Below are 26,211 nucleotides of genomic sequence, written 5' to 3'. Positions count from 1 at the left end.
CCCTAGTGCCTGCGCGACAGCAGATCGCCCATCTGCCCTTGCGGCCGTGTGCGGGTAAAGGCCAGAAGCATCCCGACCGCAACCCCACCCGCGATCAGCGACGACCCGCCGTAGCTGACGAAGGGCAGGGTCATCCCCTTGGCCGGCAGAAGCCGCACCGCGACGCCCATGTTGATCATCGCCTGAACGCCAAAGGCACAGGCCAGCCCGGTGCCCGCCAGCCGGATAAAGGGATCGCGCTCCTTCATCAGCCGCAGAAGCGACCGGAAGACGATCACGGTGTAAAGCGCGATGATCGCGATGACGCAGATCAGCCCGTATTCTTCAGCCGCGACCGCGATGATGAAATCCGTATGCGCATCAGGCAGCGACCATTTCACCTGCCCCTCGCCCACGCCGACTCCGAAAAACCCGCCTTCGCGGATCGCATTCGTCGCATAACCGATCTGGGTGGTCGGGTCGATCTCCGGGTTCAGGAACCCGTCGATCCGGCGGGCGAAATGCTCCGAGTTGGAATAGGCAAAGCTGCCCGCAAGAATGACCATCCCCGCGATCCCGAACAGCAGCAGCATTGGCGCCCCGGCCACGAAATACATCACGCCCCAGGCAAACAGCACCAGTGCCGCCTGACCAAAGTCCGGTTGCAGCGCAAGGATCGTCACGATGATGACCGTGATCGCAAAGGAATAGGCCTTGCCCGGCGGGCCGCCCAATTCAAAGCTGGCCGCCATGAACCATGCAGCGACCACGACAAAGACGGGTTTCAGGAACTCGGACGGCTGGAAGCTGGCAAAGCCCAGCGAATACCAGCGCACCGCGCCCTTGCCGAAATCGGTTCCGAAGGCGGGCAGCAGGGCCAGCGCCGCAAAGGCCGCGATGAACCCCAGGACGGCAAGCCGACGCACCATCAGCGGCGACATCATCGAGGTGATCATCATCACAAGGATCGCCGCGCCGCCGAACACCGCCTGACGGGTCACGTAATAGAAGGGTTCCAGCCCGTTGCGGGCCGCCAACGGCGGGGAAGACGCCAGCCCCAGCAGCAATCCGATCCCGAACAGCGCAAGGACGCAGGACATTGTCCATTTGTCGATCGTCCGCCACCAGCGTGGAAGAATGGGTTCGCCCGCCTGCACGGGGATCGTGCCATGAACCATTTCCGTCATGGGAATACCGCCTTGGGTGTCTCTGCCTCTGCCTGCCCGGGTTTTCCCCGGATCTGGCGCAAGGGTAACGGCAAGTGATTCGGATTTCCAGCGAAATGAATGAACAGGCGATTCCCCGCGAATCGATTTTCGGCCCTGCCCCCCTTGCCAGCCTCTCGCCGCCGTGGTCTTGGACGGGGATGAAGGTGAACACGCTGATCCTTGGGGCCGGGGCCGCCGGCCTGTTCTGCGCCGCCCATGCCGGGCCGGGGGCGCTGGTGATCGACCATGCGAAACGTCCGGGCGACAAGATCCGCATCTCAGGCGGCGGGCGCTGCAACTTCACCAATCTTGACGTGACAGCCGCGAATTTCATCTCGGACAACCCGCATTTCGCCAAATCCGCACTGGCCCGATACAGCCAGTGGGATTTCATCGACCTCGTGTCGAACGCCGGAATCGCCTGGCATGAAAAGACGCTGGGACAGCTGTTTTGCGCTGGCAAATCGCAGGCGATCATCGACCTGCTCTTGTCCATGGTTGACCGCGCGAATGCCGACCTGTGGCTGGAAACGGGGATCGAAAGGGTCGAGCGCACCGATACAGGGTTTCGCGCCCTCCTGACCCGCGGGCGCGACGGGGTGGTGGTCGAGGCCGCGAACCTTGTCGTGGCCACGGGCGGCAAGTCCATCCCCAAGATGGGGGCGACCGGGCTGGCCTATCAGATCGCCCGCGACTTCGGCGTGCCGGTCACGGACACGCGGCCCGCGCTGGTGCCCTATACATTTTCCGACGGACGCTTTGCCGGGATCTCGGGCGTCGCCCTGCCGGTGACGGCCCGCGCCAACCGGGGCCCCACCTTCCCCGAGGCGATGCTGTGCACCCATCGCGGCCTGTCCGGCCCCGCGATGCTGCAAACCTCCTCCTACTGGCGCGAGGGCGAGGCGGTGACCATCGACCTGAGCCCCGGCACCGATCTGGCCGCCGCGTTGAAGGCCCGCAAGGCCGCCGCCGGGGGGAAGCCGGTCGGGACCATCCTGGCCGATCACCTGCCCGCACGCTTTGCCGATCTTCTGGCGGGAGAACTGGGGCTGACCGACAATCTTGCCGATTGGTCCGACGCAAGGATCGACGATCTGGCCGCCCGGCTGCACGGCTGGCAGGTGGTGCCCACCGGGACCGAAGGCTACCGCACGGCCGAGGTGACCCTAGGCGGCGTGTCGACCGAGGCGCTGTCATCCAAGACCATGGGTGCGACGGATATCCACGGCCTTTATTTCATCGGCGAATGCGTGGATGTGACAGGATGGCTGGGCGGGTATAACTTTCAATGGGCGTGGTCGTCGGCCCATGCGGCGGGCACCGCGATCGCGCAATCCTGACGGGGGCGAACACATGACAGCATTCGTGGCACTTCTGCGCGGGGTCAACGTCGGCGGCGGCAACAAGGTGCCCATGGCCGATCTGCGCGATCTCTGCGCCGAACTGGGCTGGACCAGGGCGCGGACCTACATCGCCTCCGGCAATCTGGTGTTCGAGGCCGAGGGCGATCCGGCGACGCTGGCCGAAGACCTGCGGCGCACGATGGTGGAACGGATGGGGGTCGATGTGCCGATCATGGTGCTGCCGGGTGCGGCCCTGCGATTGGTGCTGGACGATTGCCCGATTGCGCCTGCGGCGGGGAACCAGTTGCACGGGGCCTTCCTCTGGGCCGACCCGCACTTCGATGACGCGCTCTATGCCCAGCTTCGCACACCGACCGAGGAGATCCGCCTGCAGGGCCGCGTCGCCTGGGTCCATACGCCCGACGGGTTCGGGCGGTCGAAACTGGCGGAGAAGCTGCCCAAGGTTCTGGGCGTCGATTTCACCGCCCGCAACCTCAACACCATCCGCAAGCTTGTCGAAATGCTGGACGGGTAGCCGCCCCGGTGCTATGACCCATCTCATGAAGAGCACCTGCATCATCATTTGCTGCATTATTCCCTGCTGACACCAGTCACGCGGGCCGCTCTTTCACGTTTCACTTCTGACGGTAAGTTGCTAAGCCCGCGGGCGAAAACCGCGCGTGAGTGAGACATGACGACGATCAAACTGCACAACACCAAGACCCGCAAGAAAGAGGTCTTTGCCCCGATCGACCCGGACAATGTGCGGATGTATGTCTGCGGGCCGACGGTCTATGACCGGGCGCATCTGGGCAACGCGCGGCCGGTTCTGGTGTTCGACGTGCTGTTCCGGCTGCTGCGCCATGTCTATGGCACGGACCGCGTGACCTATGTCCGCAACTTCACGGATGTGGACGACAAGATCAACGACACCGCCCGCAAGCGCAAAGAAGTCGGAGCCAAGGGCACGCTGGAAGAGCTGATTGCCGAGCGGACCGAGGAAACCATAAGTTGGTATCACGCCGACATGGACGCGCTGGGGGCGCTGCGGCCCACGCAGGAGCCCCGCGCGACCGACTGGATCGGCGCGATGATCGCGATGATCGAAGATCTGATCGCCAAGGGCCATGCCTATGCCGCCGAAGGCCATGTGCTGTTCGCGGTGGACAGCTATGCCAACTACGGCGCGCTGTCGGGCCGGTCGGTCGACGACATGATCGCGGGCGCGCGGGTCGAGGTTGCGCCCTACAAGCGCAACCCGATGGATTTCGTCCTCTGGAAACCGTCGGACGCCGAAACCCCCGGCTGGGACAGCCCCTGGGGCCGTGGGCGGCCGGGGTGGCACATCGAATGCTCGGCCATGTCATTTGAACTTCTGGGCGCGTCCTTCGACATCCACGGCGGCGGCAACGACCTGCAATTCCCGCACCACGAAAACGAGATCGCCCAGTCGAAATGCGCCCACCCCGAGGGCGATTTCGCGAATGTCTGGATGCACAACGAGATGCTTCAGGTCGAGGGCAAGAAGATGTCCAAGTCCCTGGGCAATTTCTTTACCGTGCGCGACCTGCTGGATCAGGGGGTGCCGGGCGAGGTGATCCGCTTCGTGATGCTGGGCACGCACTACCGCAAGCCGATGGACTGGACGGAGAAGAAGCGGGACGAGGCGGAGAGGACGCTGCGACTATGGCGGAATTTGGCGAATACTGCGCAGCCCGGAGGGAGAGTATCTCCCGAAGTATTGGCGGCTCTTGCCGAAGACCTCAACACTTCGGGCGCAATCTCCGTCCTACACAAGCTGGCCAAAGGAATTAACTCGCGTCAGCGCCATGATGTGGACCAAGCCGAACTAGACGATTTTGCAGCATCGGCGGGCCTTCTAGGTCTACTTGAAGATAGTTATTCAATGGGTTCTTGGGTCTTCGGCAAGGAGATCGGGACAGTCCTGTCAGATATGAATCTCTCGCGAATGGCTGGGATGATGACCGAAGTCCGAGCCAGAGCCATGCAAACCAAAGACTTCTCGGAGGTAGACCGCCTCAAGACTGCACTCCTCGACGCGGGCGTCGAGGTCCGCATGTCCAAGGAGGGGGTCGAACTCGTCCCGGGCCCCGGCTTCGACCCCGCCAAACTGGAGGGCCTCCTATGACCCGCATCCCGACACAGGACAGCCCCCGACCGCGGGTGGGGGTGAAGCCCCCGCCCGGGGGGGCGGTCGGGGGCTGTCCGGTCCGCTGCGCGACCCGGACGAGACCGATTGAACCGACGGGACTGGGCATTGGGGCAAAGACACAGGCCGAAGGAGCAGGGAAATGACCAAGGATCGGCTGTATATCTACGACACCACCCTGCGCGACGGGCAGCAGACGCAGGGCGTGCAATTCTCGACCGCCGAAAAGACCCGCATCGCGCAGGCGCTTGACGGGTTGGGCGTGGACTATATCGAAGGTGGCTGGCCCGGGGCGAACCCCACCGACAGCGACTTTTTCGCCGATGCCCCCAAGACCCGCGCCACCATGACCGCCTTTGGCATGACCAAGCGGGCAGGCCGGTCGGCGGCCAATGACGAGGTGCTGTCGGCGGTGATGAACGCCGGCACCCCCGCGGTCTGCCTTGTGGGCAAGACCCATGATTTCCACGTGACCGCTGCCCTTGGCATCACGCTGGAGGAAAACATCGACAACATCCGCGCCTCTGTCGCCCATCTGGTGGCCGAGGGGCGCGAGGCGCTGTTTGACGCCGAACATTTCTTCGATGGCTACAAGGCGAACCCCGACTATGCGCTCGACTGTCTGCGGGCGGCGCTGGACGCGGGCGCCCGCTGGATCGTTCTGTGCGACACCAACGGCGGCGCCCTGCCGACCGAGGTAGGCCGGATCGTGGGTGCGGTGATCGCGGCAGGCCTCCCCGGCGACAGGCTGGGCATTCACACCCATGACGACACCGGAAATGCCGTGGCCAATTCGCTGGCCGCGATCGAGGCGGGCGCGCGGCAGGTGCAGGGCACGTTGAACGGGCTGGGCGAACGCTGCGGCAACGCCAACCTGACCAGCCTGATCCCGACGCTTCTGCTGAAGGAGCCCTTTGCCAGCACGCTGGATACCGGGATCGACGCCGATGCGCTGATGGACCTGCGCCGGGTCAGCCTTATGCTGGATGACATCCTGAACCGGGTACCGGTGAAGCAGGCCCCCTATGTCGGCGCCTCGGCCTTTGCGCATAAGGCCGGGCTGCACGCCAGCGCGATCCTGAAGGACCCGACCACCTATGAACACGTTGACCCGGCCTTGGTCGGCAACACGCGGATCATCCCCATGTCCAATCAGGCCGGGCAGTCGAACCTGCGCAAGCGGCTGTCGGACGCCGGGTTGACCGTGGACAAGGACGAAGCCGCCCTGCCCCGCATCCTTGACGCCATCAAGATGAAAGAGGCACTTGGTTACAGCTATGACACCGCGCAGGCGTCGTTCGAACTGCTGGCGCGGGAAGAACTGGCGCTTCTGCCGCATTTCTTCGAGGTGGAACGCTACCGCGTGATTTCGGAACGCCGCCGCAACGCCAAGGGCAAACTGGTGGTGGAGTCAGAGGCCGTGGTGACCGTCCAGATCGACGGGGAAACCCGGACGAGCTTCTTCAAGAACGAACATGCCAGCGACCTGTCGGACGACGGGCCGGTGAACGCCCTGTGGCAGGCGCTGAAGTCCGACCTTGGCCGGTATCAGGAACAGATCGACGATATGCGCCTCGTGGACTTCAAGGTGCGCATCACCAACGGCGGGACCGAGGCGGTGACGCGCGTCATCATTGATTTTCAGGACGGCGCCGGCCGCCGCTGGGCCACGGTGGGCGTCAGCGCGAATATCGTCGACGCGGCCTTTGATGCGCTGCTGGACGGGATCAATTGGAAGCTGGTGCAGGGCGGGGCTGCCGCGTGAGCCTGAACGCCTGCGCCGCGCTGGTCGAACGGGGCGATCCGGACCGGTTCCTTGCCGCGATGGCGGCACCGCCTGCCGCGCGGCGCGTGCTGTTTCCGCTTTATGCCTTCAACCTCGAGGTCGCCCGCGCGCCCTGGGTGACCGAAGAACCGATGATCGCAGAGATGCGCCTGCAATGGTGGCGCGACGCGCTGGAAGAAATCCGCGACGGCAAAAAGCCCCGCGCGCATGAGGTCGTGGGGCCATTGGCCCAGATCCTGACCCCGGAAACCGCTGCCGTTCTGGACCGGATGGTCGTGGCCCGCCGTTGGGACATCTACAAGGAAGCCTTCGAGGATCAGGCCCATTTCGACGAATACCTTGACCATACCGGCGGGGCGTTGATGTGGGTGGCGGCGCGCTGTCTTGGGGCGCATGTCACGGCGGCACCTGCGGTCACCGAACTGGGCAAGGCAACCGCGCTGGTGCGGTTCCTTCAGGCCGTCCCCGACCTGGAATCCCGCAAACGCATCCCGCTGGTCGATGGCCGGGCCGAGGCGATTGCAGACTTGGCACGAAAGGCACTGGACGCGGCATTCGCCCGGAACATCCGCCATCATGCGGGAATTCCGAAACCCGCCCGCGCCGCCCTGAAAGAAGCATGGCAAACCCGGCCCCTGCTTGAGCAGATAATCCAAAGTCCCGAGCGGGTTGCCCAGGGCGCGGTGGGCCTGAGCCCATTTTCCAAGAAACTTCGATTGCTCTTGGCACAGTGACCGTCTCGGGGCGGTGGGTTGAAACCCACCTTACGGTCAGGGGCTCTGCCCCTCTGGCCCGTTCCGGGCCATTCACCCCGGGATATTTATTGACCCAAAGAAGGGGGCTGGGCTCACTGTCCACTCTTCTTTGGGTTGGAAATATCCTCTGGGGGTCATGAGTTTTCAGGATGGGGGGCGAAGCGCCCCCGGGTAAGGTGGGTCTTGACCCACCGTCCCCGAATGGTCAGGCGACCGACTTCGGTTTCATCACCAGCCAGATAAGCGCCCCGCCCGCCAGTGCAAGGAACGGCGCCATGGCGAGGTTCACGGCCGTCCAGCCTTCGATCGGGCTGCCGCCGGAACAGTTCATCAGCCCGCCCGACGCCATCGAGGCCACGGTGACCCCGCCGAAGACGAACAGATCGTTGAACCCCTGAATCACCCCGCGTTCATGCGGGGCGTGGGATTTGGTCAGCAGGGTCGTCGCCCCGATGAACCCAAAGTTCCAGCCGATGCCAAGAAGGACCAGCGCGACAAAGAAGTTCTCAAGCGTTACCCCGGTCAGCGCCACCGCCCCGGCCCCGGCAAGGATCACAAGGCCCAGCGCCATGATCCGGGTGGTGCCGAACCGCGCGATCAGATGGCCGGTGAAGAACGACGGGATATACATCGCCAGCACGTGGGCGGTGACCACATCCGCCGCATCGCCGGTCTCGAACCCGCATCCGACCACCGCCAACGGGGTCGATGTCATGACAAGGTTCATCAGCGCGTAGGACACCATACCCACGACCATGGCCACCACAATATGGGGATCGCGCAGCATCTGGCCACGGGTGCGGCTGGCGGGTGCGTCTGCCTGTATCGGCTGGCCCCGCGTGCCCTTGGGCAGTCGCAGGCCGAAAAACAAAAGCGACCCGAACAGGTTCAGCGCCACAACCGCAAGGTAGGACCCGAGGTAGAGGACGACAAAGCTTTCGGCCACCAGCTTGTTCAACTGCGGCCCGATGATCGCTGCCGCCAGCCCGCCTGCCATGACGTAGGAAATCGCCTTTGGCTTATAGGCGTCCGAGGCCATATCGGTCGCGGCAAAGCGATAGAAGCCCTGCGCCGACATGTAGATGCCGATGAAATAGGACCCGATCAGCAAGGTGACGAACGACCCTGTGTAGAGGCCCAGCGCCGACACCGCCGCGCCAAAGGCCGCCGCCAGCGCGCCAAGCACAAAACCGAACCGGCGGCCCCGCGCCTGCATCAGCGGCGACAGCCAGGGCGCGGTCGTCATCGACCCGAAGACGATCAGCGAGATCGGCAAGGTCGCAAGGCAGGCAATCGCCGTGCCCTGCACCATCTGCTGCCCGGCAAGTCCACCGATGGTGAAGATCATGGGCATCTGCGCGCCAAGGATGGCCTGCGCCAGAACCAGAACGATCACGTTGCGTTTCGCGATCCGGTCCGTGTCGGGGATATGGGTCATGTCCGTCATGGCGAAATCGGTAGTCCCCGGCGCCGGGAATGGCAATGGACATATTCGCGCGGGCGCATGGGTGATTGCGCCGCCGCACAGCCCATGCCACAGACGATCCATGACTGTCGGACGGATCATCGAAACGGGGGCCTGCGTGGCCGAGGGCGCCGACTGGCTGGCAGCGCAAGTGCCGGAATTCGCCCGCATCCTGCCGCTGTGCACCCCCCTGCCCCTGCGCCGGTCGCCTGCCGGATTTGGCGCGCTCTTGTCGGCCATCGTGGGCCAGCAGGTCTCGACCGCCTCTGCCGCCGCGATCTGGGGACGGCTGGACGGCGCGGGGCTGACAACGGAACCTGCTGTCCTTGCGGTGACCGAGGAAGACCTGCGCGCGCTTGGCTTGTCCCGCCCAAAGGCCCGCTATGCCAAGGCGCTGGCCGAGGCGGGCGTGGATTGGGACGGGTTGGCCCATCTGCCTGACGATCAGGTGATCGCCACCCTGACCGCGATCACCGGGATCGGGCGTTGGACGGCCGAGATATACGCCATGTTCGCGCTGGGCCGGGCCGATGTCTTTGCCGCGGGCGATCTGGCGCTGCAGGAATCCGCGCGGATCGTCTTTGACCTGCCCGACCGCCCCTCGGAAAAGGCCCTGCGCGGCATGGCCGCCGACTGGTCCCCTTGGGCGGCAGTTGCGGCCCGGCTTCTCTGGGCCTACTACAGGGTCGCGAAACAAAGGGAAGGCATTCGATGACACGGGCACTGACAGCGGGCCGCCGCGACCCCATTTCCGGAGAGATGCGCAGCGCGGTCATCTTCCTGCACGGCTATGGCGCCAATGGCGCGGACCTTCTCGGGCTGGCCGACCCTCTGGGCGAACATATGCCCGACACCCTGTTTCTGGCCCCCGACGCGCCCGAGGCCTGCGCCGGGGCGCCCTTCGGGTTCCAATGGTTTCCGATCCCGTGGATTGATGGTTCGTCCGAGGAAGAGGCAGAGGCCGGATTGCGCCGCGCCGCCGAAGATCTGAACGCCTTTCTGGACGGGGTGATGGTCGACGAAGACCTGCTGCCCGAACAGGTCATGCTGTTCGGCTTTTCCCAAGGCACGATGATGTCGCTGCACGTCGCCCCGCGCCGTGAAGACCCGGTGGCGGGCATCTGCGCCTTTTCCGGGCGGCTGTTGCAGCCCGAGCTTCTGGCGGACGAGGCGACCTGCCGCCCGCCCGTTCTGCTGGTTCATGGCGATCAGGACGATGTTGTGCCGGTGCAGTCCCTGCCCGAGGCGGCAGAGGCCCTGCAAGGCGCGGGCTGGGAAGAGGTCTATGCCCATGTGATGAAGGGCACCGCGCACGGGATCGCGCCGGACGGGCTGTCTGTCGCGCTGGCCTTCATGCGCGACCGGCTGGGATACTGAACACGGCAGGGCATGTCGCGGATGGGCTTGACCGGGCGGATCGCCCGGCCCCTCATGCGCCCATGACATTGCATTTCACCCCGGCCGAATATGCCGCCCGCCAAGCCCGCGCCACCGAAGCCCTTCAGGCCGAAGGGCTGGACGCGATCCTGATGTTTGCCCCGGAAAGCCATTTCTGGATCAGCGGCTATGACACCTTCGGCTTTGCCATGTTCCAATGCATGGTGCTGACCGCGCGGGGCGATCTGCATCTGCTGACACGGATGCCGGACCTGCGGCAGGCGCGGCTGACCTCGACCCTGACGGACGATCAGATCCACATCTGGACCGAGGTCGAAGGCGCGAACCCCGCCGACGATCTGGCCCGGCTCTTGGCCGATCTTGGCGTGTCGGGGCAGATCGGGTTCGAAAGCCAGACGGCGGGGCTGACCGACTACAACGGCCAACGGCTGCGCGCGGTCCTTCCCGGCCTGACCGACGCCTCCGACCTGATCCGGGGCCTGCGCCGCCACAAATCCCGGGCCGAGATCGACATGCACCGCCGCGCCGCCGCCCTCTCGGACGATGCGCTGGACGCCGCACTGGAGATTACCCGCGCAGGCGCCTTTGAAGGGGACATTCTGGCCGCGATGCAGGGGGCCGTGTTCAAGGGCGGCGGCGATTATGCGGGGAACGAGTTCATCATCGGGTCCGGTCCCGGCGCGCTTTTGTGCCGTTACTATTCCGGACGGCGACATCTGGATCCGCAGGACCAGCTGACGCTGGAATGGTCGGGCACCTATGCCCGCTATCACGCGGCCATGATGCGGACCATCGTGGTCGGAGAGGTCTCGGAGGCGCATCGCCGGATGCACGCAGCCACGGTCGAGGCGATCGAGGCCTGCGAGGCCGCGATCCGGCCCGGCGCGCCCATGGGCGATGTGTTCGACGCCCATGCGCGGGTCTTCGATGCGCACGGGCTGCATCACGCCCGGCTTCAGGCCTGCGGCTATGGGATGGGGGCGGTCTATAACCCGATCTGGGTGGACTTCCCGATGTTCTACGAAGGCAACCCGCTGCCGATGCTGGAGGGGCAGGTCTTTTTCCTGCACATGATCCTGATGGACAGCCACAGCGGCGCGGCGATGACCCTTGGCCATTCGGTGCTGGTGGGGGATAAGGGGGTCGAACGGCTCTCGCGCCACGATCTTGGACTTCTGATGTGCTGACCCGGCTGCGCCACCTCTGGACCCACCACCGTTTGCTGACCCTGCTGTTTGCCGCCGCCCTCGCGGCCACGGCGTTTTTCGGAGTGCGAACGGTGCGGCAGGCGATCTATTGGGCGGACCCGGCGCATCTGGACCAACCGCTCGAACCCTGGATGCCGCCCAATTATGTCGGCATGTCCTACGGGCTGCCGCCAGAGGTGTTGATCCCGATTTTGGGTCTGGACGCAGACGGCCCGCGCCAAAGGATCACCATGGGCGAGGTCGCGGCGGCGCAGGGGATCACCCTGAGAGAGCTTCAGTCCCGGATCGAGGCCGCGGCACAGGCGCACCGGGCCGCGCGGGGCGACTGATGGAAACGGTCCTGTCGTTGATCACCACCTATGGGGTGGCCGCGCTGTTTCTTGGAACGTTCCTCAGTTGTCTTGCCTTGCCGGTTCCATCCTCGCTGATGATGCTGGCGGGCGGGGCCTTTGCTGCGTCCGGCGATCTGGACCTTTACACCGTGACCGGGGCGGCCTGGGTCGGGGCGGTGCTGGGGGATCAGGTCGGTTACGGGATCGGGCGGATCGGCGGGCGGCACCTGTCGGGCTGGATGGCGCGGCACCCGAAACGCGGCGCGATCCTGCAAAAGGCGCAGGACAAGACCCGCGAATGGGGCGGTATCGGTGTTTACTTGTCGCGCTGGCTCTTCTCACCGCTTGGTCCTTACGTGAACCTAGCCGCCGGGATCGCCGGGATGCGCTGGCCCCGGTTCTTCGGCTGGGACATGGCCGGAGAGGCGACATGGGTCGCCGTCTATGTAGGTCTGGGGTTCGTTTTCGCCGGTCAGATCAGCGCCATCGCCGATATCGCCGGAAACCTGTCCGGGCTTCTGGCCGCCGGGGCCGTTACAATCGGGCTGGGGATATGGCTGTGGCGGAGGGCCGATCACGCCCAATCCCAGCGCACCCGCTAGCTCGCCCCCCCTGCGCCGATCCGCCAACTTTGGGCATTTGGCCCGATATGGTATGATGGCCCCAATCAGTCGGAGGGGGACAGATGCGCACGATCACAGCAATTTTCCTGAGCCTGGCGCTGTTTGTCGCCCCGGCCGTTGCGCAGGACTGGCCCGCCGAGGCCCGGCAGGCCATGGAAAACGCGGGCGCACGGCTGTCGGCGGCGACCACCACCGCCGAACGGGCAGCGGCGCTGCGCGAGATCGAGAGGATCGCCGCCGCCCACCCGGACGCCCCCGACGCGCGGATCACGGCCTCGCTTCTTGGGCAGCAAGCGACGATCGAGGCCGGCCCCGCCGCCATGCTTGAGGCGCTTGGAACCTTGGCCGCCTCGGGCGAGATCACCGATGTTCAGGCCTATGGCGACATCCTTGCACCGCTTCTGGAAACCGTGGGGGCCATGCAGGAGGACGGAACCCTTCTTCCCTCTGCCGCCATTGCCTTAGACGACGCGATTTCCAACCTGAACAGCGCGGCGTCTAAGGCCGGACTGCCCAGCGTCGCCGACGCAATTTCCGAGGCAAGCGGGCTTGAGGGGCTGGGCGGAACCGCGACCGATATCCTCAGCAAACTGGCCGCGGCCGCCAAGGTCGCCCGCGACGCGCCGAACCTTGCCGAAATGGACGCCGCCGCGACAAAGGATTTCCTGAAAACCATGGTCAGCATCGCCCCGCCGATCCCGGCGTTCGGCGTCAATCAGCTTGGCTACGAGATGTTCATCGACACACTGGCCTGGAACAACGAAATGTACGGGGAATCGACTAAGGCGATGAACCTCGTCGCCAATGCGATCGAAACGGGCCAGTTCGATCACGCGGCCTATCAGCAGATCAGCGACAACCTGAACCGTCTGTCGAAAGGGCCTTGGGACAGCAACCTCGCCAAGGGCGTGCTGCAAAACATCTGCGAAGCGATCCCGGTTCTGGGGGCATGGTGCGGCGATGCCTTCAAACTCGCCGAAGAGCTGGTCGCCGGGACGACCGACTGCAGCGCCATCACCTGCGATTGCCAGAACGTCGGGGGCGGGTTGCTGAGCGGTCCGCTGATCGTGCAATGCGAGATCCATCAAGCCGATCTGATCAGCCAATGCCAGGCGGACCCAACCGCGCCGCTGTCCTGCCTTGCCGATGCGAAGGGACCGGGCGCAAGTCACTAGCGGAATGCGCGTCCGGGGATGGCCAGATGGGCAATGCCGCCCTTGCGGCGGCAGGCCCGCGCCCCATATCTGACCCATGGTAAAATTTCTGCCCATCCTTCTTGCCGTCCTCTATGGCGTCGTGATGTACCGGTTCTCCGCCTGGCGGCTTCGGGCCGAGCTGGACGCGCGGTCGACGGAATTGGTGGACCCGGCCCTGAAGCCGGTGATCGACCGGATGGCGCGAGCGCTGGACCTGCCCCGGATCAAGGTTCACATCTATGAAATCGACCCGGTCAACGGGCTGGCCGCCCCCGATGGGCGCATCTTCATCACCCGGGGGTTCTACGAGAAATTCCGCAAGGGCGAGGTCAGCGCCGAAGAGATGGCCAGCGTCATCGCCCATGAGCTTGGCCATACCGCGCTTGGCCACACCCGCCGCCGGATGATCGACTTTTCCGGCCAGAACGCGCTGCGCACCGCGCTTGCCGTGGTGCTGAACCGGTTTCTGCCGGGGCTGGGGCCGATGGTGGCGGGGTTCGTGATGTCACTGGTGATGGCGCGGCTGTCCCAGTCGGATGAGTTCGAGGCCGACGCCTATGCCTCTGCCCTGATGACCAAGGCCGGCCTTGGGACCGCGCCACAGAAATCCCTGTTCCGCAAGTTGGAGACGCTGACCGGCGCGCGCGGCGCGGCAATGCCTGCCTGGCTTTTGTCGCACCCCAAGTCTGACAAGCGGATCGCCGCGATCGAAGCGAACGAGGCCAAGTGGGGCGTCTGACCGAGGGGTGGTGGGTTAAAACCCACCTTACAATTCAGGGGCGCCGGGCAAGAAGAGCGATGAAAAAGTAAGGTGGGTTTTAACCCACCACCCCCTGCCCGAGGGCCTTTCCAAGACGCGGCAGGCGGGCCTTTTTCATCAGCGCCCGGATCGTCCAGTCTTCGCCCGAAAGCCGCCTTGCCGTGGCCAGAACCCCTGCCCCGACCTGCCGCAGGACCGGTTCATGATCCGGCCAGAGGTGCATCAGAAACTCGTCCGGGGCCCGCCGGGCCAGCCCTTCCTCGGCCAGGGTGGCGCGGGGGAAGTCGGCGGCGTTCAGTGTCAGGATCATGTCACAACTGCCCGCCACGGCGGCGGCCAGAACGTGCACATCGTTTGGATCGGGTAACCAGAACCGCCGCTCCATCCCGTCAGGCACGCGAACGGCGGCCTCGGGGAAGCGGGCGGTCAGGCTGGCGATTTCGCCCCGCGCGATCTCCTCGGCCCCGGGGCCAAGCTTGATCGTGGCCCGCGCCCATTCTTCAAGGATGCGGTCCGACCAGCGCGGCTGATAGACGCCCGTCTCTGCCACCCCGATCAGCACCTCGCGCATCACCGTCGGATACAGTACGCAGGCGTCCAGCAGCACCCTCATAGCCGGAAGAACACAGCCTTGAGATAACCGCTTTCGGCCAGTTGCGGCAAAAGCGGGTGGTCCGGCCCGGCAAACCCGGTGTGGACGATGGTGCCGCGCCGCCCGGCCTTGCCAATGCCGCGGGCACTGGCGTTGCGGAACTTGGTCAGGTCGGCGGCGTGGGAACAAGAACACAGCCCCAGATAGCCGCCCTCGGCCACCAAAGGCGCGGCCAGTTTCGCCACCCGTTCATAGGCCCGCAGACCGGCCTCCAGCGCCTTCTTGGACGGTGCAAACGCGGGTGGGTCGCAGATGACCACGTCAAAGGTCTGCCCTTCGTCGGCCAGCGCGGTCAGCGTATCGAAGGCATCGCCCTGCCGGGTCTGAAACCGGTCCGCGACGCCAGAGGCGGCGGCCCCCTGCGCGGCAAGGTCGAGCGCCGGAGCCGATCCGTCGACCGCAAGGGCGCTGTCCGCGCCATTGGCCAGCGCGGCAAGGGAGAACCCGCCGACGTGGCTGAACACATCCAGCACCCGCGCCCCGCGCGACAGGCTGGCGGCAAAAGCGTGATTGGGCCGCTGGTCGAAGAACAGGCCGGTTTTCTGGCCGCCCATCACATCGGCCATATAGGTGGCCCCGTTCATCGGCACCGGGATTGGGGCGTCGGGCGCAGTGCCCAGCGCGACACGGGTTTCCTCGGGCAGGCCTTCCAGCGCGCGGGCGCGGCCGGTGCCGTTCAGGACCACGGTCGTTACTCCGGCCACCCGTGCAAGCGCCGCGACCAGCAGATCGGCCCGCGCGTCGGCCCAGGCGGCGTTGGGTTGGACCACTGCCACATCCCCGAACCGGTCGATGATCACGCCGGGCAGGCCATCGGCCTCGGCATGGACCAGACGATAGAAGGGCGCGTCATAGATCCGGTCCCGATGCGCCAGCGCCCGCGCAATGCGGGCGGCGAACCAGTCTTCGTCGATTACGGCCTGCGGATCGCGGTCCAGCATCCGGGCGATGATCTTGCTTTCGGGCGTTACGGCGACCAGCCCCATGGGCTGCCGGTCCGCCGATTCCAGAACGGCAACAGACCCGGGCGCAAGCGCGCGGGTCCGGCGATCGGTCATCAGTTCATTGGCGTAGACCCAAGGGAACCCGTGCCGGATGGCGCGGGCATCTGCCTTGGGCATGAGACGGATGGTGGGATAGGAGGGGTGCGTCATGGCCCCCTCCTAATGGGTTTCCGGGACTAGCGGAAGACGCCTGTTTGCAGCATCGCCTGCGAGACGATCAAGTCGTCGTCGCCGGGCACCGGGACCGGGGCAACCTCGGCCGGGCCAGCGCCAAGTTCGCGGGCAAGAACGGTGGTCAGGAAGTCGGTCATCCGGACCTTTTCGGTCTGGCCTGCGTGTTCCAGCGCAAGGGCGGCTTCGCCACCGGGTGCGGGAAGATTGGCCACGACCTGACGCGGCCCTTCGATGATCGCCCCGGTTTCCGCATGGCGGACCGTCAGCGTGAAGACAACGTTATAGACACCGCCCACCGAGAACCGGGTCCGCTCGGTCACGCCGTGGAACCGGTTCAGCACCACTTCGGCCACGACCGGGATATCGCCTTGCAGGGTTTCGGCATGACGCGCGGCGGCCGTTTCGAAAAGCTGGGCCAGCTGCATGTGCCGGTTGCCGATCGGATCACCGCGCCAGACAATATCGGCCATCGGGTAATACCCGTTGCGTTCCGATGCCTTCAGGTTCGACGGGACCATGGCGACCACATTGGTCACGGTATAGGACCGTTCAATGTCCGCAGGCGCCGCAAGCGGTTCGCTGACAGGCTGGTTTCGTGTTACAGTATCGACCGAGGAACAGCCGGCCACGCCAAGGCCAAGGGCTGCGAGTGCAACGATGCGCAGAAGTTTCATTTCTGTCCTCCGGGGCTTCTGCCCCAAGTTGTTGGCCCCCCAATCGGCTGACTTCATCCTTCCGCTTGGAACGGGGCAGGAATGTGGCCAAGCCGGTCCAATTTGATGAAAAGGCAGGGAATGTGAGTCTTTTGGGCAACGATTCAGCCCCACCCCTGCGGCAAAACTGACCGGCCCCAAGACGAAATCACGGGTTGTTAGCGCTAACAAGACCTGCTAGACCCGGCCCGAATTGACCCGAAGGACCTATGAAATGCCGCTGAATGCCACCATCGCCGCCGTGACCGACAGGATCCGCGCCCGCAGTGAACGCACGCGGAAAACCTATCTCGACACCATGGCCCGCGCTGCCGCCGAAGGCCCGCGCCGGGCGCATCTGTCCTGTGGCAACCTTGCCCATGCCTATGCCGCGATGGGCGATGACAAGCCGACCCTGAGCGCCGACAAGGCTCCGAATATCGGGATCATCACCGCCTATAACGACATGCTGTCGGCGCATCAGCCCTATGAACGTTATCCCGACCTGATCCGGGCCGCTGCCCGGGCCGCTGGGGCGACCGCGCAGGTCGCGGGCGGGGTGCCTGCGATGTGTGACGGGGTCACGCAGGGGCAAACGGGGATGGAGCTGTCGCTGTTTTCCCGCGACGTGATCGCGCTGTCCGCCGGGGTGGGCCTGTCGCACAATGTGTTTGACGCCGCCCTCTACCTTGGGGTCTGCGACAAGATCGTGCCGGGGCTGATCATTGCCGCCGCGACCTTCGGCTATATCCCCTCGGTGTTCCTGCCTGCGGGGCCGATGCCGTCGGGCCTGCCGAACGACGAAAAGGCCAAGATCCGCCAGAAGTTCGCGACCGGAGAAATCGGCCGCGAAGAGCTGATGAAGGCGGAAATGGCCAGTTATCACGGGCCGGGCACCTGCACCTTCTACGGCACCGCCAACACCAACCAGATGCTGATGGAATTCATGGGGCTCCACCTGCCGGGGTCGTCCTTTGTCAACCCGAACACGCCGCTGCGCGATGCGCTGACGGTGGCGGGCGCCGAGCGGGCGCTGGAGATCACCGCGTTGGGCAACGACTTCCGCCCGGTTAGCGACATTCTGGACGAAAAGGCATTCGTGAACGGGATTGTCGGGCTGATGGCGACCGGCGGCTCGACGAACCTTGTTCTGCACCTGCCCGCCATGGCCCGGGCCGCCGGTGTGATCCTTGACCTTGAGGATTTCCATGACCTGTCCGAGGTCACACCGCTGATGGCAAAGGTCTATCCCAACGGGCTGGCCGACGTGAACCATTTCCACGCCGCTGGCGGCCTGGGTTATATGATCGGCGATCTGCTGAACGCCGGTCTGTTGCATCCCGACACCAAGACCGTGGTCGGCGACGGGCTGGAACATTACACGCAAGAGCCGCAGTTGAAGGACGGGCGCGTGACCTATGTGCCGGGCACAAAGGTCAGCCTGAATGACAAGATCCTGCGCCCCGCGTCGGACCCGTTCCATGCCCATGGCGGCCTGACCCAACTGTCGGGCAACCTTGGGCGCGGGGTCATCAAGACTTCTGCCGTGGCCGAGGAACGCCATATTGTCGAGGCAAAGGCCCGCGTGTTCCACGATCAGGCCGACGTAAAGACCGCCTTCAAGAACGGCGAGTTTACCGAGGACACCATCGTGGTGGTCCGCTACCAGGGCCCGAAATCCAACGGGATGCCGGAACTGCATTCGCTGACGCCGACGCTTGCCGTGTTGCAGGACCGGGGGCTGAAGGTCGCACTGGTGACCGACGGGCGGATGTCGGGCGCGTCCGGCAAGGTGCCCGCCGCGATCCATGTCTGCCCTGAGGCCGCCGATGGCGGGCCGCTGGCGCTGGTGCAGGATGGCGACGTGATCCGGCTTGATGCCACCAAGGGCACGCTGGACGTACTGGCCGACCTGACCGGGCGGACCCCGGCCCCCGCCGATCTGACCGGAAATGGCAACGGCGTCGGGCGCGAACTGTTTGAAACCTTCCGCCGGAACGTCGGGCTTGCCGCCGACGGCGCCTGCACGATCCTTTGACATTGGAGACCGAGATATGACAACTCAACAGGCATCTGAACTGGCCCGCAAAGTCTGCGAACTGGCCCCGGTCGTTCCGGTCCTTGTGATCGACGATGCAGGTCAGGCCGAAGGGCTGGCGCGCGCGCTGGTCGCGGGCGGGCTTCCGGCGCTGGAAGTGACCCTGCGCACCCCCGCCGCGCTGGAGGCGATTGCAGAGATGGCAAAAGTCGAGGGCGGCGTTGTCGGCGCGGGCACCCTTCTGACCTCCGCAGATGTGGAAGCCGCGAAGCGAGCCGGGGCCAGCTTTGGCGTCTCGCCGGGCGCGACCGACCGTCTGCTGGACGCCTGCGAAGCGAATGAATTGCCGCTGCTGCCCGGCGCGGCGACCTCGTCCGAGGTGATGCGTCTTCTGGAACGCGGCTACACCGTGCAGAAATTCTTTCCGGCCGAGGCCAACGGCGGCGCACCGGCGCTCAAGGCCATTGGCGCCCCGCTGCCGCAGGTCAAGTTCTGCCCGACCGGCGGGATCAGCCTGAAGAATGCGGGCGATTACCTTGGGTTGTCGAACACGCTCTGCGTCGGCGGCAGCTGGGTCGCCCCGAAAGACATGGTCACGGCAGGCGACTGGGACGGGATCACCGCACTGGCCGCCGAGGCGGCCCGCCTGCCCCGCTGAATGATCGGTCAAGGTGGGTCAGGACCCACCTTGCGCCCACCGTTCGCGACGTTCTGCCTTATATCCTAATCCCGGGCCCGCGCGGCCCGTCCACCCCTGCGGCGTGGCGCGTTGGCTTTGTCCAGCGCGGCCTTCAGGGTTTCGGTCATCGGGTGGTCCGCCGGTTCGTCGGCATAGCGTGCCAGAAGCGCACGGACCATCTCGTCCGTATTGGAATCCACCGGGATGCCCAGCGCCCAGTCGAAGAAGATCGACCGGCATTCCGGCGCGCTGATCCCTTCGATCCGGTAGGCTTCGCGGATCAGGCCCCGCGGATCAATCGGATCCTTGGCTCTTGTCATCATTCGTCTCCCGCGCGACCCCAGACAGGAGCCGCGAAATGACCGCGTCCGCCGTTTCTGCGACCGTCCCCATTGCGGCCAGCAAGCGATCCGTTGTCTCATACCCTGTCTCCCGCAAGATAAGCCTGCGCCCAGCTTCGCCAAGCTCTTCCGGTTTTAATTCCCCGCCCGTCAGCAATCTTGCAGAGGCTTGCAGCTGCCAGAAAAGCCCTGCCGCGGTCGAAAGCGCCTCTGCATCCGCGTCACTCAGGCGTCCAGAACCGACACCAGCGGCCAATTGGGCCCTTATTTCACGGGCCGGGCTGCCGGATTGCAGGGTAACAGTCTGGGCGGCCAGTTCCACGTCCTGCAGCCGCCCCGGCCCGATCTTGGCGTCCCAGTCCCCCTGTGGCGGTTTCGCGGCGGCAATCCGCGCCCGCATATCGGCCACATCGGCCAGCACGGTTTCCCCGCCAGCCTTGTCCTGCAGCAGGGCCTGCCGGAAGGTTTCGACCTCGGCCCCGAGGTCCATATTACCCGCGATCGGGCGGGCGCGGGTCAGGGCAAGGTGTTCCCATGTCCAGGCCTCTGTGCGCTGGTAGTCCTGAAAGCTTGCAAAGGATGTGGCAACCGGCCCCTGCCGCCCGGACGGGCGCAGCCGCATGTCGACCTCGTACAATCGTCCGTCCGACATCGGCGCGGTAACCGCCGTCACCAAGGCTTGTGTCAGTCGGGCATAGTAGGGCCGGGTCGCCAGCGGGCGGCGCCCCTCTGATCCTTCCACGCCGTCGGCATCATAGATCATGATCAGGTCAAGGTCCGACCCGGCGTTCAGCCGCGCGGCCCCCAGCGACCCCATCCCAAGCATGACCCCGCCCCGCCCCGGAGGCGCACCATGCTTGGCGCTGAAATCCTCGACCACGACCGGCCAAAGTCCGGCAATCGTCGCCTCGGCGATATCGGCGTATTGGCGCCCGGCCTCGGTCGCGTCGATCAGACCTCGCAGGTGATGAACCCCGACCCGGAAATGCCATTCCTTCATCCAGCGGCGGGCCATGTTCAGCCGGTCTTCGTAATCCGCCGCCTCTGACATGGCGCGGGTCAGGCTGGCCACCAGCCCGTCGGCCCCCGGCCAGTCGGAAAAGAATCCGCCGCCGATCACCATGTCGAAGACATCGGCGTTGCGCGACAGATAGGCCGCCAGCGCGGGCGCGGTGGCGCAGACATCGACTACCAGCCGGGTCAGTTGCGGGTTTGCCTCGAACAGGGAAAACAGCTGCACCCCGGCGGGCAGGCCCGCAAGGAACCCGTCGAAATTCAGAAGCGCCTCTTCCGGCTTTGCCGCCTCGGACAGCGCGCCCATGATCTCGGGCCGAAGGCGATTGAAAATCTCGACCGCGCGGGCGGACCGCAACGCCGGGTAGTTGGGCCAGCGGGCGGTAATCTCGGCTCCGAAGTCCTCTTTCGGGGTGCGGGCATGGCCGGGGGCGAAGAAGCCTTCGGTCAGGGCGTGCACATCCTCGATGCGGTCGGTCAGTTCGCGGCGCAGCCCGCTGACATCCCGGCCCATGAAGGCTGCAAGCCGCGCCCAGCCTTCCTCGTTCGCGGGAAGGTGATGGGTCTGTTGATCGGCGACCATCTGGACCCGGTGTTCGACCTCGCGGTGGAACCGATAGTGGTCATAGAGCTTGGCCGCGTGATCTTCGGGCACCCAACCGGACGCCGCGAGCTTCTCAAGCCCCGCCTTCGTCCCCCGAACGCGCAGCTTGGGGTCGCGGCCACCTGCGATCAACTGCCGGGTCTGGGTGAAGAACTCGATCTCGCGGATGCCGCCGCGGCCAAGTTTCATATTGTGCCCGTCCAGCGACAGCGGACCGTGCAGCCCCTTGTGATCGCGGATGCGCAGACGCATGTCGTGGGCATCCTGAATCGCTGCGAAATCAAGGTGTTTGCGCCAGATGAAAGGCCGCAGGGTTTCGATGAACCCCGCGCCCGCGTGGATATCGCCCGCACAGGGACGGGCCTTGATATAGGCCGCCCGTTCCCACGTCCGGCCAACCCCTTCGTAGTAGCTTTCCGCCGCCCCCATCGACAGGCAGACCGGCGTGACAGAGGCGTCGGGCCGCAGCCGCAGGTCGGTGCGGAAGACATAGCCCTCGGCCGTCACATCGGCCAGAATCCCCGTCATCAGCCGGGTGATCTTGACGAAGCCCATCCGCGCCTCGTCATAGGTGTCTTCGGTCAGCCGGTCCTGATCGAACAGCATGATCAGGTCGATGTCGGAAGAGTAATTCAACTCTCCCGCGCCCATCTTGCCCATTGCCAGCGCGACCATGCCACAGGCGGTCTCGGCGTCGTCTTCGCTGAAACCGGGCAGTTTCTTGCGCCGGATATGGGCGGCGGTCAGGCGCCGCAGACAGACATCGACCGCAGCATCAGCAAAGTCCGTCAGGGCCTGCGTGACCTGTTCCAATGGCCAGACCCCGCCAAGATCCGCCAGCCCCGCCAGAAGCGCGACCCGGCGCTTGGCGCGGCGCAGATCGGGGGCGAGGCTGTCGTATGGGGTCGCGGCGACCTCTGCCAGCAGGGCGTCCATCGCCCCCTCGGGGTCGTCGAAGGCGGGGCGAATCCAGTCCCCCTCGCGCGAGAGCAGACCAGACAGATAGGGGCTGCACCCGGCCGCCCCGTCGATCAGCCCCTGAACCGGAGCCGAAAGGTCGGAAAACTGCGCCCGCGCCTCTGCGCCACGGTCGGTGTCAAAAGGATCGGGGCTGCGGGTCAGGCGGGATTCGAATGTCATGGGCACAGGATGGAACGCGGCTCGGGGGGCGTCAATCTGGCTTGAGTTCGTCGGGCCGCTGGGGTTCAGTCGGGGCAAGATTGAAAGAGGCTGTGATGAGCAAGAGTTTGAAACGGGTGCGGGCGGCATTGCGCGACGCCGGGCTGGCGGCGGAGCCGGTCGAAATGGCCGATACGACCCGCACGGCGGAAGACGCCGCGGCGGCGGTCGGCTGCGCGCTGGACCAGATCGTCAAATCCATCGTCTTCCGGGGCGAGACCAGTGGGCAGGTCGTTCTGTTCCTGACTGCGGGCGGCAACCGGGTCGATCCGGCGAAGGTGGGTGCGGTCGCGGGCGAACCGCTGGGCCGCGCGGATGCGGATTTCGTGCGGGCGACAACCGGCTTTGCCATCGGCGGGGTCAGCCCGGTCGGGCACCTGACACCACCCCGCATCTACATGGATCCGCGCCTGTTCGACTTCGATCAGGTCTGGGCCGCGGCGGGCACCCCACGCCATGTTTTTCCCATCGATCCGGCGGATTTGCCCCGGATCACGGGTGCGGAACAGGCCGATTTCACGGTGTGACGGAAGATTTTATTCGCGCCTTTACAAAGGCTTGAGTTGCCTTCACCCTGCTTATGTTAAAAACTTTTACATCAACCCTTGCAGGCTGGGGGTATGGTTCCGATATGCTGTAATGTGAAAGCCATTCACATAAACCCATAACCCGCAAGGAGCCCCCGATGTCTGACGCCTCTCTCCACCCGCCGTCCCGGCCCTACGCCCCCGCGCAGGATGCCCCCGGATTCTTTACCCGCGCCGAACGCTGGCTGGATGACCGTGGCAAGGGCGCCTGGATCGCCGCCATGGTGCTTGGCTTCATCTTCTTCTGGCCTGTCGGCCTTGCCCTTCTTGCCTACATGATCTGGAGCAAACGCATGTTTTCCCGCAGCTGTGCCCATTCCCGCAACCACATGACCAAGACGCATTTCCGCGCCGCTTTCAAATCCTCGGGCAACACCGCCTTTGACGCCTACAAGTCCGACACCCTTCGCCGGCTGGAAGACGAGCAGCGCAGCTTCGAAGAATTCCTGGAGCGCCTGCGCGAAGCCAAGGACAAGTCCGAGTTCGACCAGTTCATGAACGACCGGGCCAAGCGGTCGACCGCCGATGTCGACGATATCGACGACGCCGCAGGCGAACCCAAGTGATCCCTCTGGGCGCCCCCCGCATGGGGCGCCCGCCGTTCTGACGCATTTCAAGGACCACACCCATGTCTGCCGCTGATTACTCTGCTTCCCTTGGCCTTCCCGACCCCGCGCACCAGCCAGAGGTCTACGCCGGCGTCCTGTCCAAGCGCCTGATCGCCTGGATCGTCGATGCGACCATCGTTGCCATTCTCGCCGGTCTCGCCCTGCCCTTCACTGCCTTTGTCGGGGTACTGTTTTTCCCGGCGATGATGCTGGTGATCGGGTTCTTCTACCGCTGGTGGACGATCGCCGGAACCGGCGCAACATGGGGGATGCGGCTGATGGCGGTCGAGTTGCGCAACACCAACCGCCAGAAGCTCGATAGCGGCGAGGCGTTTCTGCACACGCTGGGTTTCACGGTGTCGATCACGGTCGCGCCGCTGCAACTCGTGTCCATCGTGCTGATGCTCTTGTCGGATCGCCGTCAGGGTCTGACCGACATGGTGATGAACACCGCGATGGTGAACCGGCTGGCCCGCTGACCCCTTTGCATCCCCGAAATGGCCCGGTCCTTGCGCCGGGCCATTTTCGCGCGTGGCGAATCTGTTTCCCGGCCCCTAGTATGCCGACATGACAGACACCCCAGATATTGCGCGCGCACCGGCCTTTCTTGGCGTTGAAACCTCGGCCACCGGACGGCGCTGGATCGGCCCCGGCATCGAGGATGACCGCCAGTCAGAGGCGATGGCCCAGCAAACCGGCCTGCCCCTGCCCCTGTGCCGGACCCTCGTCCGGCGCGGGGTTTTGGCGCAGGAGGCGGACAGCTATCTTTCGCCCACCCTGCGGGATCTCTTGCCCGATCCGCTGACGCTGAAGGACATGGGCAAAGCGACAGAGCGGTTCCTGCACGCCGTAGATACCCGCGAGAAGATCGCCATCTTCGCCGATTATGACGTCGATGGCGGCACATCCGCAGCGCTGCTGATTTCCTGGCTGCGGGACATGGGGCGGCAGGCGACCCTTTATATCCCCGACCGGATCGACGAAGGCTATGGCCCGAACGAACCGGCGATGGAGGATCTTGCCCGCACCCATCCCCTGATTGTCTGCGTGGACTGCGGGACGCTGTCGCACGGGCCGATTGCCGCGGCCAAGGGGGCGGATGTGGTTGTTCTGGACCACCACCTTGGCGGCGAAACCCTGCCCCCTGCCGTGGCCGTGGTGAACCCCAACCGGCAGGACGAAAGCGGCGATCTTGGCCATCTCTGCGCCGCGGGGGTCGTGTTCCTGATGTTGGTCGAGGCGAACCGGCAATTGCGGGCCAAGGGTGTGACCGGGCCGAACCTGATGGACCTGCTGGACCTCGTGGCGCTGGGCACCGTTGCCGATGTCGCGCCCCTGATCGGGGTGAACCGGGCCTTTGTCCGGCAGGGGCTGGCCGTGATGGGCCGCAGGCAGCGGCCCGGCATCGTGGCCCTGTCGGACGTGGCGGGGATGGATACGGCGCCCAACAGCTATCACCTCGGGTTCCTGCTGGGACCGCGGGTGAACGCGGGCGGGCGGATCGGCAAGGCGGACCTTGGCGCGCGACTTCTGGCCACCGCCGACCGGGCCGAGGCACAGGCGCTGGCCGAAATTCTGGACGGGTTGAACAAGGACCGGCGCGAGATCGAAAACACCGTGCGCGACCTGGCCCTTGAACAGGCCGAGGCACGGGGCATGGATGGCCCGCTGGTCTGGGCCGCGGGCGATGGGTGGCACCCCGGTGTCGTGGGCATTGTCGCCAGCCGGTTGAAAGAGGCCACCAACCGGCCCGCCATCGTGATCGGGTTCGACGGGGACGAAGGCAAGGGATCGGGCCGGTCCGTCTCGGGGATCGACCTTGGGGCCGCCATTCACCGGCTTGCGGCCGAGGGGCTGCTGATCAAAGGCGGCGGCCACCGGATGGCAGCGGGGCTGACCGTGGCACGGGACAAGCTGGAGGCGGCGATGGACCGGTTGGGCGACTTGCTGGCACGGCAGGGCGCGGACCGGATCGGCCCGGCGGACCTGCGGCTGGACGGGCTGTTGATGCCGGGCGCGGCGACCGTGGACCTTGTCGAACAGATTGAACAGGCTGGGCCCTTCGGCGCGGGCGCCCCTGCCCCACGCTTTGCCTTTGCCGACATGCAGATCAGCTTTGCCAAGCGGGTCGGCGCCAACCACCTGAAATTCAGTTTCACCGACGGGCTGGGCACGCGGATCGACAGCATCGCCTTCGGCGCCTTTGACGGACCGCTTGGGCCCATGATCGAAGGGCACAACGGGGCGCGGTTCCACCTTGCCGGTCGGCTGGAGATCAACCACTGGCAGGGCCGGTCGTCGGTGCAGTTGCGGCTGGAAGATGCGGCCCCGGCGGGCTGATCCGAAAAAGTTTCGGCGGGTCGGATTTTTCTGTCCGAATCCTCTTGCGCGGGTCGCCGGGTTTAATTAGAAGCCG

At 65.5% G+C, this 26,211-nt stretch carries 25 protein-coding genes; 18 read left to right on the top strand and 7 right to left on the bottom strand.

The window, feature by feature from the left end:
* Positions 1-2: 2 nt before the first annotated feature.
* Complete coding sequence (gene ftsW, locus EU803_RS12775) at positions 3-1,166, bottom strand: putative lipid II flippase FtsW (RefSeq protein WP_129683386.1); 1,164 nt, start codon at positions 1,164-1,166, stop codon at positions 3-5.
* A gap of 179 nt (positions 1,167-1,345) precedes the next feature.
* Here ftsW and EU803_RS12770 point away from each other — a divergent pair, with 179 nt between their 5' ends.
* The 5 genes from EU803_RS12770 (at position 1,346) to EU803_RS12750 (ending at position 7,220) form a co-directional block, all read left to right on the top strand.
* A complete protein-coding gene (locus EU803_RS12770) occupies positions 1,346-2,527 on the top strand; it encodes an NAD(P)/FAD-dependent oxidoreductase (protein WP_129683384.1) in 1,182 nt (393 codons plus the stop codon).
* Positions 2,528-2,540: 13 nt separating this feature from the next.
* Positions 2,541-3,065 carry a DUF1697 domain-containing protein gene (locus tag EU803_RS12765; RefSeq protein WP_129683382.1) on the top strand — a complete coding sequence of 175 codons (525 nt, stop codon included), beginning with the start codon at positions 2,541-2,543 and terminating at the stop codon, positions 3,063-3,065.
* 156 nt (positions 3,066-3,221) lie between these two features.
* A complete protein-coding gene (gene cysS, locus EU803_RS12760; RefSeq protein ID WP_129683380.1) occupies positions 3,222-4,679 on the top strand; it encodes a cysteine--tRNA ligase in 1,458 nt (485 codons plus the stop codon).
* Positions 4,680-4,842: 163 nt separating this feature from the next.
* On the top strand, positions 4,843-6,465 hold the full coding sequence (gene cimA / locus EU803_RS12755) for a citramalate synthase (RefSeq protein ID WP_129683378.1): 1,623 nt from the start codon (positions 4,843-4,845) through the stop codon (positions 6,463-6,465).
* A complete protein-coding gene (locus tag EU803_RS12750) occupies positions 6,462-7,220 on the top strand; it encodes a squalene/phytoene synthase family protein (RefSeq protein ID WP_129683376.1) in 759 nt (252 codons plus the stop codon). The genes cimA and EU803_RS12750 overlap by 4 nt, the downstream gene beginning before the upstream one ends.
* Positions 7,221-7,446: 226 nt before the next feature.
* Here the strand turns inward: EU803_RS12750 and EU803_RS12745 are convergent, their stop codons facing one another.
* Entirely contained in the window at positions 7,447-8,688 is a 1,242-nt protein-coding gene (locus EU803_RS12745; RefSeq protein ID WP_129683374.1) for an MFS transporter, read from the bottom strand.
* Between the two features lie 100 nt (positions 8,689-8,788).
* Between EU803_RS12745 and EU803_RS12740 the strand changes: the two genes are divergently transcribed.
* The 7 genes from EU803_RS12740 to EU803_RS12710 all read left to right on the top strand — a co-directional run bounded on the left by EU803_RS12740 (position 8,789) and on the right by EU803_RS12710 (position 14,202).
* A complete protein-coding gene (locus tag EU803_RS12740; protein ID WP_129683372.1) occupies positions 8,789-9,421 on the top strand; it encodes a DNA-3-methyladenine glycosylase in 633 nt (210 codons plus the stop codon).
* Positions 9,418-10,083 carry a prolyl oligopeptidase family serine peptidase gene (locus tag EU803_RS12735; protein ID WP_129683370.1) on the top strand — a complete coding sequence of 222 codons (666 nt, stop codon included), beginning with the start codon at positions 9,418-9,420 and terminating at the stop codon, positions 10,081-10,083. Before EU803_RS12740 ends, EU803_RS12735 begins: the two co-directional genes overlap by 4 nt.
* A gap of 62 nt (positions 10,084-10,145) precedes the next feature.
* Complete coding sequence (locus EU803_RS12730) at positions 10,146-11,291, top strand: Xaa-Pro peptidase family protein (protein WP_129683368.1); 1,146 nt, start codon at positions 10,146-10,148, stop codon at positions 11,289-11,291.
* Positions 11,285-11,641 (top strand): hypothetical protein, encoded by a 357-nt coding sequence (locus tag EU803_RS12725; protein ID WP_242494362.1) that lies wholly within the window; start codon positions 11,285-11,287, stop codon positions 11,639-11,641. The genes EU803_RS12730 and EU803_RS12725 overlap by 7 nt, the downstream gene beginning before the upstream one ends.
* Positions 11,641-12,246: a VTT domain-containing protein gene (locus EU803_RS12720; protein WP_129683366.1), complete on the top strand. Its 606-nt coding sequence runs from the start codon at positions 11,641-11,643 to the stop codon at positions 12,244-12,246. Before EU803_RS12725 ends, EU803_RS12720 begins: the two co-directional genes overlap by 1 nt.
* A gap of 83 nt (positions 12,247-12,329) precedes the next feature.
* Positions 12,330-13,442, top strand: coding sequence for a hypothetical protein (locus EU803_RS12715; RefSeq protein ID WP_129683364.1), 1,113 nt, complete (start codon positions 12,330-12,332; stop codon positions 13,440-13,442).
* 76 nt (positions 13,443-13,518) lie between these two features.
* A complete protein-coding gene (locus EU803_RS12710) occupies positions 13,519-14,202 on the top strand; it encodes a M48 family metallopeptidase (protein WP_129683362.1) in 684 nt (227 codons plus the stop codon).
* Positions 14,203-14,281: 79 nt separating this feature from the next.
* Here EU803_RS12710 and EU803_RS12705 read toward each other — a convergent pair whose 3' ends face one another.
* The 3 genes from EU803_RS12705 to EU803_RS12695 are packed head-to-tail and all read right to left on the bottom strand — an operon-like array spanning position 14,282 to position 16,727.
* Positions 14,282-14,836 carry a PIN domain-containing protein gene (locus EU803_RS12705; protein ID WP_129683360.1) on the bottom strand — a complete coding sequence of 185 codons (555 nt, stop codon included), beginning with the start codon at positions 14,834-14,836 and terminating at the stop codon, positions 14,282-14,284.
* Positions 14,833-16,029 (bottom strand): class I SAM-dependent rRNA methyltransferase, encoded by a 1,197-nt coding sequence (locus EU803_RS12700; protein WP_129683358.1) that lies wholly within the window; start codon positions 16,027-16,029, stop codon positions 14,833-14,835. The genes EU803_RS12705 and EU803_RS12700 overlap by 4 nt, the downstream gene beginning before the upstream one ends.
* A 26-nt stretch (positions 16,030-16,055) precedes the next feature.
* Positions 16,056-16,727 (bottom strand): DUF6778 family protein, encoded by a 672-nt coding sequence (locus EU803_RS12695; RefSeq protein ID WP_129683356.1) that lies wholly within the window; start codon positions 16,725-16,727, stop codon positions 16,056-16,058.
* Between the two features lie 253 nt (positions 16,728-16,980).
* On the opposite strand from EU803_RS12695, the gene edd reads away from it, so the two are divergent.
* Positions 16,981-18,783, top strand: coding sequence for a phosphogluconate dehydratase (gene edd, locus EU803_RS12690; protein WP_129683354.1), 1,803 nt, complete (start codon positions 16,981-16,983; stop codon positions 18,781-18,783).
* 16 nt (positions 18,784-18,799) lie between these two features.
* Positions 18,800-19,441: a bifunctional 4-hydroxy-2-oxoglutarate aldolase/2-dehydro-3-deoxy-phosphogluconate aldolase gene (gene eda, locus EU803_RS12685; protein WP_129683352.1), complete on the top strand. Its 642-nt coding sequence runs from the start codon at positions 18,800-18,802 to the stop codon at positions 19,439-19,441.
* A 65-nt stretch (positions 19,442-19,506) separates the two neighbouring features.
* On the opposite strand, the gene EU803_RS12680 is transcribed toward eda, so the two are convergent.
* Both EU803_RS12680 and EU803_RS12675 read right to left on the bottom strand, forming a co-directional pair.
* Positions 19,507-19,782, bottom strand: a complete 276-nt coding sequence (locus EU803_RS12680; RefSeq protein WP_129683350.1) for a hypothetical protein — start codon at positions 19,780-19,782, stop codon at positions 19,507-19,509.
* On the bottom strand, positions 19,757-22,561 hold the full coding sequence (locus EU803_RS12675; RefSeq protein ID WP_129683348.1) for a glutamine-synthetase adenylyltransferase: 2,805 nt from the start codon (positions 22,559-22,561) through the stop codon (positions 19,757-19,759). The genes EU803_RS12680 and EU803_RS12675 overlap by 26 nt, the downstream gene beginning before the upstream one ends.
* 95 nt (positions 22,562-22,656) lie before the next feature.
* Here EU803_RS12675 and EU803_RS12670 point away from each other — a divergent pair, with 95 nt between their 5' ends.
* From EU803_RS12670 to recJ, 4 genes are all read left to right on the top strand, one after another.
* Complete coding sequence (locus EU803_RS12670) at positions 22,657-23,127, top strand: YbaK/EbsC family protein (RefSeq protein WP_129683346.1); 471 nt, start codon at positions 22,657-22,659, stop codon at positions 23,125-23,127.
* Between the two features lie 158 nt (positions 23,128-23,285).
* The gene (locus EU803_RS12665; RefSeq protein WP_129683344.1) at positions 23,286-23,753 is read left to right on the top strand and encodes a DUF2852 domain-containing protein; all 468 of its coding nucleotides are present in this window, start codon (positions 23,286-23,288) and stop codon (positions 23,751-23,753) included.
* A gap of 62 nt (positions 23,754-23,815) precedes the next feature.
* Positions 23,816-24,274, top strand: coding sequence for an RDD family protein (locus tag EU803_RS12660; RefSeq protein ID WP_129683342.1), 459 nt, complete (start codon positions 23,816-23,818; stop codon positions 24,272-24,274).
* A gap of 88 nt (positions 24,275-24,362) precedes the next feature.
* Positions 24,363-26,135, top strand: a complete 1,773-nt coding sequence (gene recJ / locus EU803_RS12655; protein ID WP_129683340.1) for a single-stranded-DNA-specific exonuclease RecJ — start codon at positions 24,363-24,365, stop codon at positions 26,133-26,135.
* Positions 26,136-26,211 lie beyond the last annotated feature (76 nt).

The organism is Loktanella sp. IMCC34160, assembly GCF_004145845.1.
Classification (GTDB): domain Bacteria; phylum Pseudomonadota; class Alphaproteobacteria; order Rhodobacterales; family Rhodobacteraceae; genus SELP01.
This window is presented reverse-complemented; position numbering and strand designations above follow the sequence as displayed.